15 protein-coding genes are annotated in these 14,750 nt (G+C 68.1%); 9 read left to right on the top strand and 6 right to left on the bottom strand.

What is annotated here, in order from left to right; all coding sequences use genetic code 11:
- Positions 1–5 precede the first annotated feature (5 nt).
- Positions 6–1,349, bottom strand: a complete 1,344-nt coding sequence (gene fliI / locus BLR19_RS06500) for a flagellar protein export ATPase FliI (RefSeq protein ID WP_055753010.1) — start codon at positions 1,347–1,349, stop codon at positions 6–8.
- A 203-nt stretch (positions 1,350–1,552) separates the two neighbouring features.
- Here fliI and BLR19_RS06495 point away from each other — a divergent pair, with 203 nt between their 5' ends.
- A complete protein-coding gene (locus BLR19_RS06495; protein ID WP_255366471.1) occupies positions 1,553–3,052 on the top strand; it encodes a methyl-accepting chemotaxis protein in 1,500 nt (499 codons plus the stop codon).
- Here BLR19_RS06495 and BLR19_RS06490 read toward each other — a convergent pair.
- Positions 3,049–3,957, bottom strand: coding sequence for an EamA family transporter (locus BLR19_RS06490; RefSeq protein ID WP_091748527.1), 909 nt, complete (start codon positions 3,955–3,957; stop codon positions 3,049–3,051). The genes BLR19_RS06495 and BLR19_RS06490 overlap by 4 nt on opposite strands.
- An 84-nt stretch (positions 3,958–4,041) precedes the next feature.
- Between BLR19_RS06490 and BLR19_RS06485 the strand changes: the two genes are divergently transcribed.
- Positions 4,042–4,524 carry an Lrp/AsnC family transcriptional regulator gene (locus BLR19_RS06485; protein ID WP_066629457.1) on the top strand — a complete coding sequence of 161 codons (483 nt, stop codon included), beginning with the start codon at positions 4,042–4,044 and terminating at the stop codon, positions 4,522–4,524.
- On the opposite strand, the gene BLR19_RS06480 is transcribed toward BLR19_RS06485, so the two are convergent.
- Positions 4,521–5,810 carry a sensor histidine kinase gene (locus BLR19_RS06480; RefSeq protein ID WP_255366470.1) on the bottom strand — a complete coding sequence of 430 codons (1,290 nt, stop codon included), beginning with the start codon at positions 5,808–5,810 and terminating at the stop codon, positions 4,521–4,523. The genes BLR19_RS06485 and BLR19_RS06480 overlap by 4 nt on opposite strands.
- 153 nt (positions 5,811–5,963) lie before the next feature.
- Positions 5,964–6,953, bottom strand: coding sequence for an alpha/beta hydrolase family protein (locus BLR19_RS06475; protein ID WP_091748524.1), 990 nt, complete (start codon positions 6,951–6,953; stop codon positions 5,964–5,966).
- 136 nt (positions 6,954–7,089) lie between these two features.
- On the opposite strand from BLR19_RS06475, the gene BLR19_RS06470 reads away from it, so the two are divergent.
- The 7 genes from BLR19_RS06470 (at position 7,090) to BLR19_RS06440 (ending at position 12,437) form a co-directional block, all read left to right on the top strand.
- Entirely contained in the window at positions 7,090–7,851 is a 762-nt protein-coding gene (locus BLR19_RS06470) for a LytTR family DNA-binding domain-containing protein (protein ID WP_176758280.1), read from the top strand.
- A 106-nt stretch (positions 7,852–7,957) separates the two neighbouring features.
- The gene (gene cysK, locus BLR19_RS06465) at positions 7,958–8,938 is read left to right on the top strand and encodes a cysteine synthase A (RefSeq protein ID WP_091748518.1); all 981 of its coding nucleotides are present in this window, start codon (positions 7,958–7,960) and stop codon (positions 8,936–8,938) included.
- Positions 8,939–9,108: 170 nt separating this feature from the next.
- Entirely contained in the window at positions 9,109–9,687 is a 579-nt protein-coding gene (locus BLR19_RS06460) for a hypothetical protein (protein ID WP_143007337.1), read from the top strand.
- On the top strand, positions 9,684–10,331 hold the full coding sequence (locus BLR19_RS06455; protein WP_091748512.1) for an OmpA family protein: 648 nt from the start codon (positions 9,684–9,686) through the stop codon (positions 10,329–10,331). Before BLR19_RS06460 ends, BLR19_RS06455 begins: the two co-directional genes overlap by 4 nt.
- 2 nt (positions 10,332–10,333) lie before the next feature.
- The gene (locus BLR19_RS06450) at positions 10,334–10,591 is read left to right on the top strand and encodes a zinc-ribbon domain-containing protein (RefSeq protein WP_091748509.1); all 258 of its coding nucleotides are present in this window, start codon (positions 10,334–10,336) and stop codon (positions 10,589–10,591) included.
- 43 nt (positions 10,592–10,634) lie between these two features.
- Positions 10,635–11,852 (top strand): DUF2336 domain-containing protein, encoded by a 1,218-nt coding sequence (locus BLR19_RS06445; protein WP_091748506.1) that lies wholly within the window; start codon positions 10,635–10,637, stop codon positions 11,850–11,852.
- Positions 11,853–12,002: 150 nt separating this feature from the next.
- Positions 12,003–12,437, top strand: coding sequence for a Ros/MucR family transcriptional regulator (locus tag BLR19_RS06440; RefSeq protein WP_055753018.1), 435 nt, complete (start codon positions 12,003–12,005; stop codon positions 12,435–12,437).
- Between the two features lie 257 nt (positions 12,438–12,694).
- Here BLR19_RS06440 and BLR19_RS06435 read toward each other — a convergent pair whose 3' ends face one another.
- Both BLR19_RS06435 and BLR19_RS06430 read right to left on the bottom strand, forming a co-directional pair.
- Positions 12,695–13,810 carry a DUF2336 domain-containing protein gene (locus tag BLR19_RS06435; protein ID WP_039244673.1) on the bottom strand — a complete coding sequence of 372 codons (1,116 nt, stop codon included), beginning with the start codon at positions 13,808–13,810 and terminating at the stop codon, positions 12,695–12,697.
- Positions 13,807–14,706: a hypothetical protein gene (locus tag BLR19_RS06430; RefSeq protein WP_091748503.1), complete on the bottom strand. Its 900-nt coding sequence runs from the start codon at positions 14,704–14,706 to the stop codon at positions 13,807–13,809. Before BLR19_RS06430 ends, BLR19_RS06435 begins: the two co-directional genes overlap by 4 nt.
- Positions 14,707–14,750: the final 44 nt, after the last annotated feature.

The following is a 14,750-nucleotide window of genomic DNA, read 5'->3' as shown; positions in this document are numbered from 1 at the left end:
AATCATCACTCCCTGATCATGCCTTGGTTCAGGATTGCTTCCAGCCGGGTAAAGGAATCGGAAAGACGCGTCGCATCGTCCTTGTCCTGTCCCAGAAAATCTTCGAGCGCCGGATTCAGGGCGATGGCCCGGTCCACGATGGGGTCGGCGCCGGTGCGGTAGGCGCCAATCTTGATCAGCTCTTCCATGTTGGCATAGGCGCTCAGGCACTGACGGGCGCGCTTGTTCAGTTCGCGCTCGGGCGGGGTCTGGCAGGCGGGCATGGTGCGGCTGACGGATTTCAGCACGTCGATGGCGGGGAAGCGCCCACGTTCGGCGATCTTGCGATCCATGACGATGTGCCCGTCCAGAATACCGCGCACGGCGTCGGCGATCGGCTCGTCATGATCGCCGCCGTCCACCAGGACGGTGAACAGGGCGGTGATCGGCGCCGCCGTCGTGCCGTCGGGCCGGATCGGGCCTGGACCGGCGCGCTCCAAAAGCTTGGGCAGTTCGGTGAAGACGGTGGGGGTGTAGCCCTTGGTGGTCGGGGGCTCGCCGGCCGCCAGCCCGATCTCGCGCTGGGCCATCGCAAAGCGCGTGACGCTGTCCATCAGGCACAGAACTTCGAGATCCTGGTCGCGCAGATATTCGGCGATGGCCATGGTCATATAGGCCGACTGACGGCGTTTCAGGGCCGGTTCGTCCGAGGTGGCGACCACGACGACGGCGCGTTTCAGCCCCTCTTCGCCCAGGGTCTCTTCCACGAACTCGCGCACCTCGCGGCCCCGTTCGCCGATCAGGCCGACGACGACGGCGTCGCAGGTCGCTTCCTTGGCCAGCATGGACAGCAGCACCGACTTGCCCACGCCCGAACCGGCGAAGATGCCCAGGCGCTGGCCCCGGCAGGTGGTGGTGAAGACGTCCATGGCCCGCACGCCCAGGTCCAGCCGCTCGCCGACCCGGCCGCGCGAATGGGCGGGCGGGGGCGGGGCGCGCAAGGGATAGGGGGCGGGGCCTTGCGGCAGCGGTCCCTTGCCGTCGATCGGCTGGCCGAAGGCGTCGATGATGCGGCCCAGCCAGGCGGTCGTCGGGCGCACGCTGGCGGCCTGGTCGATGATGCGGATGTCGGCGCCTGGGGCCACGCCCTCCACCGGACCGAAGGGCATCAGCAGGGCCTTGGAATCGCGAAAACCGACCACCTCTGCGGGCAGGGGATCGTGGCCGCGCCGTCCGATCTCGGCCCGGGCGCCGACGGCGAGACGCGACAGGCCGCCGCGCGACTCGATCAGCAGGCCCGACACGCCCGCGACCTTGCCGGTCACGACCAGCGGATCGATCGCTTCGACGGCGGCGACGAGATTGCGCAAAAATCAGACCCCAGGAACAGGCCTCAACAGATGCGGCAACGTGGTTAACGACCGATGAAGCGCTGCTGGAAGGCGGGGGATAAGACAGCGATTATTGCGTCTCGATTGCAACTAAAGCGGGCAACGATTTTTCAACTAATTAGAGGGCTAATCTTACAACCGAGGCGGGCGGGGGCCGGCCGATAGCGAAGAGGTTGCAACCTATGTTCGCGCGTAAACCGAAGTCGTCGGACATGCAGGATCGGCTGATCGATCTGGACGGCAAGATGGCCGCCATCGGCCGGTCGCAGGCGGTGATCGAGTTCAAGCTGGACGGCACCATTATCGACGCCAACCAGAACCTTCTGACCACGATGGGATATAGTCTGGACGAGATCCGGGGCGCCCACCACAGAACCTTCATGGACCCGGCCGAGGCGGCTTCGCCCGACTACGCCGCCTTCTGGCGCGAGCTGAACGCCGGTCAGTTCCTGGCGCGCAAGTTCCGCCGCCTGGCCAAAGGCGGCCGCGAGGTCTGGCTGCAGGCCTCCTACAATCCGGTGTTCGGCCCCGACGGGCGGCCGACCAAGGTCATCAAGCTGGCCATCGACATCACCGCCGACGAACAGGAGGCCGGGCGCCGCGAGGCCGAACGGGTCGAGGCGGAAAGCGCCCAGACCCTGCTGGTCGACGCTCTGGCTGGGGTGCTGAACAAGCTGTCGGCTGGCGACCTGACTGCGCGCATCGATGCGCCGGTGAAAGGCGACCATGTGCGGGTGCGCGACGATTATAATGCTGCGGTCGAAAGCCTGCGCCAGACGATGGGCCAGGCGCTGCGGGCCGTGTCGGGTCTGAGGGGCGGGGTGGGCGAGATCTCCAGCGCGTCCGACGACCTGTCGCGCCGCACCGAACAGCAGGCCGCCAGTCTGGAAGAAACGGCCGCGGCGCTGGACCAGATCACCGCCACGGTGAAGCGCAGCGCGGACGGCGCCAAACAGGCCTCGGCTGCGGCCCTGGGCGCGCGCGCCGAGGCGGACCGGTCGGGCGAGGTGGTGCGCCAGGCGATCGCGGCGATGGACGGCATCAAGCGCAGCTCGACCCAGATCAGCGACATCATCGGCGTAATCGATGAGATCGCGTTCCAGACCAATCTCTTGGCCCTGAACGCCGGGGTCGAGGCGGCGCGGGCGGGAGAGGCGGGACGCGGCTTCGCCGTCGTCGCCTCCGAAGTGCGGGCCCTGGCGCAGCGTTCGGCGGAAGCCGCGAAGGAGATCAAGACCCTGATCACCACCTCGGGCCAGGAGGTGGCGCAAGGGGTCAAACTGGTCGACGAGACCGGCGCCGCCCTGTCGGCCATTGCAGTCAAGGTGGCGGAGATGGACGCCCTGGTCAGCGAGATCGCCGCCTCGGCTCAGGAACAGGCGACGGGGCTGAGCCAGGTCAATACGGCCGTCAACCAGATGGACCAGGTGACCCAGCAGAATGCGGCCATGGTCGAACAGACGACCGCCGCCGCCATGAGCCTGAAGTCCGAAACCGAACAACTGGCCCTGCTGGTCGAACGCTTCGAGACGGGCGAAGCGCCGGCTCAGGCCCGCATCCATGACCTGTCGCAGGCCGCCGCCCCCGTCCCCCTGGCCCGCGAACGCGCCCGCATCCGGGCCTTCGCCAGCGGCGGCGCGGCTGCGGCGGCGGCATCGAACGCGGGCTGGGAAGAGTTCTAGGGCGCGCTCGGCTCCAGCTCGATTTTCGCCTCCCGCGTCGTCGCAATGGCGCCGACCGAGGCGGCGACGATGGCGGCGATGGCGAGCCACTGCTGGCCGCTCAGATGCTCGTGCAGGATCACAAGCCCGGCCAGGGCGCCGACCGCCGGCTCGGCGCTGAGCACCACGCCGAAGGTGCGTTTGGGGATGCTGCGCAAGGCGACCATTTCCAGCGAATACGGCAGGGCGCTGGAGAAGATCGCCACCGCCACGCCGGCTAGGATGATGGCGGGGTTCAGCAAGGCGGCGCCCGCATGGGCCACGCCGAACGGCACGACGACCATGGCCGCCACGCTTATGCCCAGCGCCACCGACTGACCTGCGTGCAGGTGCGACAGCCGCTTGCCGAAGACGATGTACAGCGCCCAGCACAGGCCGGCGAAGGCGGCCAGCGCCATGCCGACGGGGTCCAGCGCGCCGGCCCCCGCCTTGATCGGCAGCAGCAGGCCCAGCCCCACGACCGCCAGACCGATGCAGGCGAAATGGATGGGCTTGCGCGAATGGATCAGGGCCAGGGTCAGGGGCCCCATGAACTCGATGGCGATGGCCAGACCCAGCGGAATGGTGCGCAGGGCCATGTAGAAGCTGAGGTTCATCGCCCCCAGCACGACGCCATACAGGGCGATGGCGGCCAGGTCCGAGCGGGTCAGGCGGAACCGCCAGGGCCGGAACACGGCGACCAGCAGAACGGCCGAGATCCCGACGCGATAGGCCGAGGTCCCCTCCGCCCCGATCACCGGAAACAGAGTCTTGGCGAAGGAGGTGCCGCACGCCAGCGTCACCATGCCCGCAAACAGCGCCAGATAGGGGATCAGCCGCGCCGCCAGCGGCGAGTTCAGATGGGTTTTCAGGGCCAGCGACGTCATGGCGTAAAGCTAGCGTAACGCCGCTTGCGCTTCCCGGCGAATTTCCGCTTGAATGCGACGGAAATCGTCAATGGAGACCCTGTAATGACGAATTTCGTCACGCTCGACGATTTCGACCATAAGCTGTTGATGCGGGTCCGGCGCAACAATCTGGAGCCGGCGCGGGTGACGGCCGAGGCGGTGGGCCTATCGGAATCCGCCGTCCTGCGCCGCCTGCGTCGTCTGCGTGCCGAGGGTGTCATCGCCGCTGACGTCGCCGTGATCGATCCCGCGCGGGTCGAACCGCGCATCGTCCTGCATGTCCAGGTCGAGATGAACACCCAGGATCGTAAAGTCATGGACGCCTTCCAGCGCGCCATGAAGGCCAGCCCGGAGGTTCAGGGCTGCTGGGACGTGACGGGTGAAACCGACTATCTGCTGACCGTCGCCGTGCGGTCCATGCAGGACTACGAGGCCTTCGGCATCCGCGAACTGGTCCCCGAAAAGGGCGTGCGCGGCTTCAAGAGCATGATCGTCATCCGCGAGGTCGTCGGCTTCGACCCGGGGCGCGCGGTGCTGGAGCGTTAGGTCGCCGGGGCCTCGACCACCAGGATCGCGCCGACGCCCTGAGTTTGGTTCTCGATCGTGCCGCCGATCTGGCGGACCAGGCTGTCGATGACGCGCATGCCCAGGCTGCGATCGCTGCGGGCGGCGATCAGGTCGAAGCCCTTGCCCTGGTCCGCCACGGTGACGGTCAGGCGTCCGTCGGCGATGCGGCCTGTGACCGAGACGCCCCCGCCCTCGGGGCCATAGGCGTATTTGATGGCGTTGGTGACCAGCTCGTTCACGATCAGACCGAGCGGGATGGCGATGTCGGCGCCCAGCGGCGCATCGGACGCCTCGCAGGTGACGACATGGCGGTCGCTGCCGGCGTCTATGGCCTCGCACAGCTGGCACAGGAAGTCGGACAGGATCACGGTCTGGACGTCGGCGCCGCGCCACAGCTGGTCGTGGACTTCGCTGATGGCCTGGATGCGCGACCCAGCCGTGGCCAGGGCGGCGCGCACCTCGTCGGAGGCCGCGCCGCGCGCCTGCATCGACAGCAGGCTGGAGACCAGCGACAGGCTGTTCTTGACGCGGTGGCTGACCTCTCGCGTCAATAGGGCCTGATGCTCGATGGCGGCCAGAAGCCGCTGCTCGGTCTGCTGGCGGGCGATGGCGGCGCCGACGACGGCGGCGAAGGCGTCCAGGAACAGGGCGTCGCGGGCGTCGAACTGACCCTCGTCGGGGCTGTCGACCTCCAGCACGCCCCAAGGTTCGCCGTCCAGCTCGGGCCGGATCAGGACGTTGATGGCGCGCCGCACGCCGTGGTCGGCCAGAAGTTTGGGCGTATGGAAGCGCTGTTCGTTCTCCAGATGGTTGGAGATCAGCGGCTTGCCGGTCTGGAAGGCGTAGCCGGCCGGCGAATCCAGCTCGACGCCCAGCGAGGCGTGACCCTCGACCTCGCCGCTCCAGCCCACGCCAGCGACCAAGACCAGCCGGTCACGGCTTTCATTGTGGATCAGCACCTTGGACAGGGGCGTCTCCAGGCCGTCGGCGCAGACCACGCAGGCGGCGTCGAGCAGGGCCTGACGATCGCGTTCGCGCAGGGCCACCTCGCCGAAACGCGCCAGCAGCGACTGCTGCTTCAGGCGATAGCGCAACTCGTCGGCGATGGAACGGGTCTCGGGCGTCGGCGCATCCTCGACCTTGGGCGCGACCGGATCGTCCATCTGGATCTGGGTCTTTGCCGCCGCGTCGGCCCACACCTCGGCGACCAGTTCGGCGATCTCCGGGGTCAGGCCGGGGTCGGAGGGCGGGCGGGTATGGGGCAAGGACGGAAATCTCGGTTCGCGCGACGGCGACATATAGGCTGACATAGCCGCTCTGAAAGGTTTGCGCAGAAATCATCGCGCGTCACCCCTTGCGTGGGGGCGCAAGAGCCATGGTCATCCGTATCGGTTTCGCCCGGACCGGTCCCCGCGGCGCTACAGCGTTCGCTGGAAGAAGCGGACGATCTCGCGATTGAGATCCTTGTGAAAAACAGCGCGGTCGAAGTGTGGCGTCGGCGTGCAGATCTGCGGCGCCTCGGCCGCCAGGGCCGGCGAGCAGGGCGGCAGGAAGTCGTAATGACCTGCGCCTTCGACGCGGTGGTACTCGGGCGCGGCGCCCAGCCGATCGCGGATTGGCTCTACATTATAGGGCGCGGGCAGAATGTCGTCGGCGCCCGCCTGCCACAGCTGAACCGAAATGCGCACGGCGGCGAGGCTGTCGGACGTGAAGGAGAAACCCAGGGCCGGGGCGGCGATGACGGCGGCCTTGATCCGGTCGTCCTTCGCACGCGGACGCCAGGTCGACAGGTCGATCCCCATCGCGTCCAGCAGGCGGCAGGCGAAGAAACCGGGATGGGCCTGGCAATGGTCGCCGATGGCCGCCGCGTCCGAGACCCCGCCAATGGCCGAGGTGACCGTGAAGCCGCCCGCCGAGAAGCCAAAGGCGCCGATGCGGTTCGGATCGACGGCGACGCCGCCCGGCTGCAAGCGCCAGTCGCCGGTCATGTAGTCGATCAGGCGGCTGAGCTGGGGCGCGCGATTGGTCAGTTGGGTGGAGCGGCTCATGTCGCGGTAGTTGTCGCCGGGATGGGTCAGGGCAGCGACCACGAAGCCGGCGTCGGCCAGGGCTCTGGCGGTGTCGGCATGGCTGCGCAAGCCGCCGCCGTTGCCGTGCGAGATTACGATCAGGGGCGCGGGCAGGCCACCGGCGGGACGCGCCGGCAGCCAGACCCCGGCCTCCACCGCGCCGTCCGGGCCGCCGGGAAAGGTGAGGACCTGATCGGGCGCCTGCGGATCGATCTGGGCGCGCGCCGGGCCTTCGGCTTGTGGCGCGGTCGCCTGCACGGGCGAGGCGGCGCCGGCTAGAAGCATCAGGGCCAGGCCGAAGCCGGCGATCAGGTTTTGCGGCGGCGAGCGATGGGGCATGTCGGTTTCCGTTGGTCGAGACGACCCGCTGTTCGGGGCAAGACGGAGAGAGCGCCAGCCGCATTTCGCCAATGGGCGAACGGGTGCGTGGACGGGCGAAGGGTTCGACGATAGTGGGCTGACGAGGGAAGGGACGATGACGCAGAACGCCGCTGACAGACTGAATACGCCGCGCGCCTGGGCCGTCGATCTGGCGGCCTGCGCGCTGACGGGGGCGGTGTTGGGCGCGGTCGGTCCCTTCGGCAGCTTCTTCAACGATGGGCTGGCGGTGCGGATCGGCTATTGGACGGCGGTTCTGTTGATCAGCGGCGCGGTGTTCGGCGCTGCGATCCGCTTGGCCTGGCCCAGGATGCGCCGCAGACGCGTGTCCATGCGGTTCTGGCTGCCCATGCTGATCGTCGTCGCCAGCGGGCCTACCGCCGTGATCAGCCGGATCATCGCCGTGGTCCTGTGGCCCGGCATTCGCCAGCGTGTCGGCTGGGTCGAATGGTATGGGCAGGCACTGCTGATCGGGGCCGTCTATGTCGCGCTCTACGCCCTGTTGCGGATGCGGACGTCCGCTACGGCGACGCGAGCGGATCAAGGCGATCCGGGCTTCGCGCGCACCCTGCCCGCCGGGTTGGGGCGCGACCTGATCTGCCTGCAAATGGAGGACCATTATGTGCGCGTGCACACGACGCGGGGGTCGCAGCTTGTTCTGATGTCGCTGTCGCAGGCCGTCTCGGCGTTGAAGGGCGTCGAGGGGCTTCAGACTCATCGCTCGTGGTGGGTGGCGCGCGCGGCCATCGTCGGGGTCGTCGAGGACGGCCGTAACCTGCGCCTGGCCCTGACCGGCGGCCTGACGGCGCCGGTGTCGCGCGCGCGGGTGGCCAACCTGCGGGCCGCCGGCTGGCTTTAGCTCAAGGGTTCTGACGGTCGTTCGCAGAAATCATCGCGCGTCACCCCTTGCGTGGGGCGGCAAGGCCTTATCTGTTGTGCGCCAGCATTCGAGGAGACCTTTTCCAATGACCGACTTCAGCTATGACGCGTCCCGCCACCTGAAGAAGGGCCGGGGCAAGGTCTATGACTCGATCGTCGACACTATCGGCGACACCCCCATCGTGCGTCTGCCGCGTCTGTCGGCGGAATACGATACCAAGGCGACGGTTCTGGCCAAGCTGGAGTTCTTCAACCCGATCGCCTCGGTCAAGGACCGGATCGGCGTGGCCATGGTCGAGGCGCTGCAGGAGGCGGGCAAGATCGATCAGGACACGGTGCTGATCGAGCCGACCAGCGGCAACACCGGCATCGCCCTGGCCTTCGTGGCGGCGGCCAAGGGGCTGAAGCTGACGCTTTGCATGCCCGAAAGCATGTCGATCGAGCGGCGCAAGATGCTGGCGCTGCTGGGCGCGCGGCTTGAGCTGACGCCGGCCGAAAAGGGGATGAAGGGCGCGATCGCGCGGGCGCAGGAGCTGTTGGAGACCACGCCGAACTCCATCAGCCCATCGCAATTCGAGAACTTGGCCAACCCCGCCATTCACCGCGTCACGACGGCCGAGGAAATCTGGAACGACACGGCCGGGGTGGTGGATATCGTGGTCGCCGGCGTCGGCACCGGCGGCACCATTTCGGGCGTCGGCCAGGCGCTGAAGGCCAAGAAGCCGTCGGTGCAGTTCATCGCCGTCGAGCCCGAGGCCTCTCCGGTGCTGTCGGGCGGCGCGCCCGGCCCGCACAAGATTCAAGGCATCGGCGCCGGCTTCGTGCCCGCCATCTATGATCCGTCGGTGGTCGATGGGGTCGAGCAGGTCTCCAACGACGACAGTTTCGACATGGCCAGAAAGGCCGCGCGGGTCGAGGGCATTCCCGTCGGCATCAGCTCGGGCGCGGCCCTGACCGCCGCCTTCCGCATCGCCGCGCGCGAGGAGAATGCGGGCAAGACGATCGTGGTGATCATCCCGTCCTTCGCAGAACGCTATCTTTCGACCGCGCTTTTCGAAGGGCTTTGAAGCGAGCGTGATTCACGCTTTCTGACGCCGCCGCCACGCGGCTTCGTCAAAAAACGACCACGCTCCAAGCGGAGCCTTTAGGCCGTTCGCGTGTTCGATATCGGACGCGCGTGCGGCTCCGCTTGGGATGAGGGACGACGCGCGGCGGATCAACAATGCCGGAGCGTTTCATGCCTGTCGCCGCCCTTCGCCTGATCGCCGTCGCCGGGGTCTCGGCCATGGCGCTCGCCGCCTGTTCCAACAATGACGACAAGGCGGCGGTCGATCCGTCGATGTCGCCCGAGCAACAGGCCGCCGCCGCCGCCAACACCCCCGTCACCGCCCAGCCGCGCCAGATCCGCAATGTGCCGGTGGATGTGCAGGGCGTGACCGATGTGGGCGCCACGGTGCGGGTCAAGAACGTCGATCTGGCCGAAGACGCGACCATCCTGGACGTCAGCATCTCGTTCGCCAGCGACATGACCAACAGCGTCCAGATGGCCTCCGAAGCCACCTATATCGAACTGCCCAATGGCCAGAAGCTGCGTCTGAAGCCGCCCGAGGGGAATCCGTACATGACCATCGCCAAGGGCGACACCATGAACGGCCGGCTGGTCTTCATGGGGGCGGTGCCGGCCGGCGTGAACCAGATTTCGTTGGTGTTCAACGAAGGCTCGACGTCGGACAGCATCATCGGTCCGTTCCTGCGCATGACCATTCCGCTGACCGCCCAGGCCGCCCAGAACCCGACGAGCGGAGCGGCCGGATGACGGGACGACACGCGCCCGCCATGGCGGCGGCGCTGTTGGCCGCGGGACTGACGCCCTGCGTTGCTTCGGCCCTGACGGTGCGGCTGATGAGTGGCAGCGCCATCGGCCTGCGCTCAACCTTCGAGAAGGACATGGCCGCGCCCCGGTCCACCTTCGCCAAGTCGGGGCCGGACAGCGCGCTGGAAAGCGTGTTCGTCTCGTCCGAGGTCGCGCCCGAACGGGTCGAGACCACCCGCAGCCTGCTGAGCGAGCTGAATGCGCGGCGCACCGACGGGGTGATCGTGATCGACCTGCCGGCCGATGTTCTGTTCGACTTCGACAAGGCGACAATCCGGGCGGACGCCGAGCCGGCCCTGACGCGGGCGGCGGAACTGCTGAAAAGCTATCCGCAGGCCCAGGTCAGTATCGGCGGCCACACCGACGCCAAGGGCGACGACGCCTATAACGAGGGCCTGTCGCTGCGCCGCGCGCGGGCGGTGGCGGCGCGGCTACAACGCGAGGCCGGGCGCACCCTGGGCGCCGAAGGCTTTGGCGAGCGGAGACCCGTGGCTCCCAACGTCAAGCCGGACGGCTCGGACGATCCCGACGGGCGTCAGAAGAACCGCCGCGTCGAGATCCGCATCACGCCACGCGTGGGAGGCTGAGCATGGGCTTGATCCCTTGCCCCGCCTGCGGGCGTCAGGTGTCTGAGGCGGCGGTCGCCTGTCCCAACTGCGGCCATCCGATCGCGGGCGACGCGGCGCGGCCGTCGGACACGTTCAAGGAGGCCTTGACGCGGCCCGAGGCGGTCAAGAGCGGGATCACCGTTCTGGGCGTCTTCGTCGCCGCGCCGTGGATCGCGCGGGTTCTGGCGGTCATCGCCTTTATGATCTTGGCCATCGTGGTGGTGGTCAACAAGAGCTGATCCGGCTCACGCCCGGTTAACCGCTCGCTTCTAAGGTGGGGGGATGGGCGATCTGGCAGCCATGATCGGGGAAGAGGCGACGCCGCCGCCGCTGCGTGCGCGCCGGGCGCTGCTGAAGCGTCTGGCCGACGTCGTGTCGCTGCCCGCCAGCCGCATCAACGCCTTCGAGCGGGCGGTGACGGGCGACCTGCTGGTCGAGATGCTGCGCCTCGCGTCACATGACGAGCGAAAGCGGGTGGCCGCGCGTCTGGCGCCGCTGGCCGAACTGCCCAACAGCGTGGCGCGCATCCTGTTGCGCGACGACCCGGATATCGCCGGCCTGCTGATCGAACAATGCGCCTCGCTGAGCGATGCGGACATCGTCGGCTGCGCGCGCGACGCCAGTTTCGAACACCGGATGCTGCTGGCGGTGCGCCGGGGTCTGTCGGAGATCGTGACCGAGACCCTGTTCTCCTTCGGCGAGATGGAGGTGATCGAGGCGGTGCTGCGCAATACGACCGCGCGCCTGTCGCAGCTGGGCATCGAGACGGTGGTGGGCCTGAGCCGCCAGTCGCCGAGCCTGTGCAGCCCCCTGCTGAAACGGCCCGAGCTGAGACCCTCGGGCGCCTATGTCATGTTCTGGTGGTGCGCGCCCGAGGATCGCCGCACCATCCTGCAACGGTTCGCCGTATCGCGCGAAGTCATGCAGGAGGCGTCGGAAGACGTCTTCGCCATCGCCAATGACGAAAGCTGGTCCGATCCTGTCGCGCGCAAGGCGCTTCAGTTCATCGAGCGCCGCCAGCGCAATCGCGCCGCCATTCAAAAGAGCCCGTTCGACAATCTGGAACACGCCGTCATGGTCGCCGCCAGCGACGGCCTGACGCGCGAGACGGCGTCCGAGATCGCCTTCCTGGCCGGGATCAAGCCGCTGACGGGGGCCAAGCTTCTGGGCGATCCGGGCGGCGAGCCGCTGGCGATCCTGTGCAAGGCGACGGGGATGTCGCGCGTCGATCTGACCCATCTGTGGCGCTCGATGCGGCGGCCCGAGACGACGGCGGACGGCAAGATCCATCCCGACTGGGAGCGGGTGCAGATCACCTATGAAATGCTGGCGGTTGATCGCGCCCAGACGGTGCTGCGTTACTGGAACTGGTCTTTGTCCTCGGCCCTGACCCCCACGCTGTTGCGCGCCATTCGCGACGGCGAGGATGACGCCGTCGATGAATATTCGGCGCCGGAGCGGGCGGCGATGATGGTGTTGGCCGAAGACTTCGGTCGATAGGTCTGATCACTAAAGTCGAATGCATAGACGTGCATATCGCACCGCTTATACGCGTGTTTGCTTTCACGGCGAAACAACCCTATGACGCTATTGGGGTCGTTCGGTTGGAGAATCAGCCGAACTCAATAAATCAGGAAAGCGAAGCCGATAATGGAAGATAAGCCCGAACTGCTTGAGATGACCGCAGACATCGTGTCGGCCTATGTCGGCAATAACTCGGTCTCGGCAGAGGCCCTGCCTGCGCTTATCGCCAATATTCACGCCGCCCTGTCGGGTGTGTCGAACGGTCCGGTCGAGGCCGAACCTGAACCCAAGGAACCGGCGGTGCCGATCCGCAAGTCGATCGCGCCCGATTTCCTGATCTGCCTGGAAGACGGTCGCAAGTTCAAGTCGTTGAAGCGTCACCTGCGCACCAAATACGACATGAGCCCCGAAGAATACCGCGCCAAATGGGGTCTGCCGAAAGACTATCCGATGGTCGCCCCGAACTACGCCAAGGCGCGTTCGGAACTGGCCAAGTCGATGGGCCTGGGCCAGGGCGGCCGCAAGCCCGCCCGCGCCGCCGGAACCCGCGCGAAGAAATAAGCCGAACCCGTTTTCGGTCTGGAGACGCCCGCTTCCATCAGGAGGCGGGCGTTTTTCTTTTGGGGCGCACAAGCATTCTCCCTCCCCGTATCGGGGAGGGTTGGCTGAGGCGCAGCCGAAGCCGGGTGGGGACGGCAGGGCGACGTCCCACGGATTTGTCTTTGATTTGATGAGCGCGCCCGTGCCGGGCCGCCCCCACCCGGTCGCTGCGCGACCACCCTCCCCCGCAGGGGGAGGGAGACGTTGGCGTGTCTGGCTTACGCTGCCTGGGCGGTGCGGCGCATGCGCCAGAAGCGCAGGGTGCGCAGCGCCGCGTCGCGGGTCAGTTCGCCGTACATGCGGCCGTAGGCGGCGGCCTTGCCCATCGGATTGTCCTCGGCGCCCAGGACGGCGACGGCGTAGGTCAGATAGACGGCGCGGTCCATGTCGGCCGCCTTGCAGACCACCGACAGGGCGTCCAGGTCCTTGCGCTCGACGATGCCGCGCGCGGTGTGGAAGTCGATGTCGGCCAACTTGGACAGGGCGATCAGGAAAGGCGTGCGGCCGTTGGAGCGCAGGAAGCGGATCAGGGTCTGCGGCGTCAACTGGCCGGCGGCCTGAAGCTCGTCGATATAGGCCAGGTTCTCGGCATAGTCGGCCGGCAGGGCGCCGTCGTCGGTGGCGACGCGGGTGCGGCCGGCGGCGAGCGCCGCCTCCAGCAGGGCCGGATCCATGCGCGCGTTCTGTTCCAGGATCTGGTGACGCAGCCGGGCCTCGACGACGAAATACATCTCGTTCAGCAGGTCGGCGGGCAGGCTCTGGCGCTCGACGGTGGCGGCATGCAGGGCCGGGTTGGCCTTGGCGCGCTCGATGGCGGTTTCGGAGGCGGCGCGCGACAACTGGGCGCCGTCGTTGCGCAGCAGGGTGTTCAAGGTGTCGTCGTCGCCGTGTTCGACGATGACGTCGGAAACCGCCTCGGACACCGTCGCGCGGCCCGAGACGGCGCGCAGATGGCCCTGGCTGCGCTTGCGCACGACCTGAATCAGATCTTCATCGGTCAGGACGGTGGAGGCGCGCAGAACCTGTTCGGCGACCTCGATCTCGTCGTCGGCGAAACGGCGGATCAGGCTGTGGGGGGCGTTGGGAGCCTGGGCGAAACGGGCGGCCAGCTCGGCACGGACCGCGACCTCCATCTCGGCCGACAGCTTGGCCAGGACCGTGCCGTAGAGCGCGGTTTCATTGGCGTTGGGCGCCGGCGCGCCGAAGAAGTGGGCCGTCAGTTCGCGCAGCAGCAGACGACGCTTTTCGCTGGACTCCTCGCTGGCCAGGGCGATGAGTTCGGGCAGGCGCGAGCCCTTGATCTCGGCAGGTTCGATCACGGCGCGATCGTTCATGGCAGGGTGTCGGCTTCAGTCTGAGGCACGGCGCGTAAGCTGCCGTTAGCGTTGCGGATCAGGGCAGGCGGACCGTCCGGCTGGGCCAGGTCGCTGGACTGGGGTGTCTGGGCCATCTGGACCGGCATGGCGTCGAGGTAGGTCTGCTGCGGCGCAGGGATGGCGTCGGGGTGACGGCCGGCCTGGCGGTGGACCGAATAGTAGCGGGCGCTGTTGTCGCCGGCTGTGGGCATCGGGGCGGCCTGACCGCTGGCGGCGACGGCGGCGGCGTCCAGCGGCGCGCCGGCCTGGGGCCGTTGCAGGCGATAGATGGGGGCGTCGCGGCGCGGGGCCATCGGATCGGCGACGGCCGCCTGAGCCTGCTGGGGCGCGGGCTCCTGCGCGGCCTGTTGCGGAGCGGGCTGAGGCTCGGCCTGCATCTGAGGTTCAGGCTGAGGCTGAGGCGCGGAAGGCTGCGGCTCCGGAACATAGGGCGAGGGCGCGACGCGCGTCGCCGTCGTCTGCGCCGGGGTGGCTTCTACGGGGGCGGCCTCTACGGGCGGGGTCTGCGCGGGCTGGGCCTGCATCGGCGCGCGCTGGGGCATCCAGGCGCTGGCGGGCGTCAGGCCGTTGCTGCGCGGAGTCGTGACCGAGGGGGCGACCGAAGGCGCAGGCGACAGGCGGGCCAGCGGGATGGCGCCGGGCAGGGTGCGGTTGGCGGCGGTCACGGTCGGGGCGGGCGCCTCGGCCTGGATGACGGCGGGCGTCGGCGTCGCACGGGCGGCGACTGTCGGCTTGCCGGGCCAGGACAGGTAGCGCAGGCCCGACGCGTTGGTCGGCGCCTGTTGCGCCACGGCGGCGCCGGCCGCCAGATTGACGGCGGTCAGGACGATCGAAACTGCGAGGGCGCGGCGCACGGCGGCTCTCCGGAGAGGAATTCCAGCGCACACACTAGGGCTCG

The organism is Brevundimonas sp. 374 (genome assembly GCF_900102995.1).
In the GTDB taxonomy this organism is placed as follows: domain Bacteria; phylum Pseudomonadota; class Alphaproteobacteria; order Caulobacterales; family Caulobacteraceae; genus Brevundimonas; species Brevundimonas vesicularis_C.
This window is presented reverse-complemented; position numbering and strand designations above follow the sequence as displayed.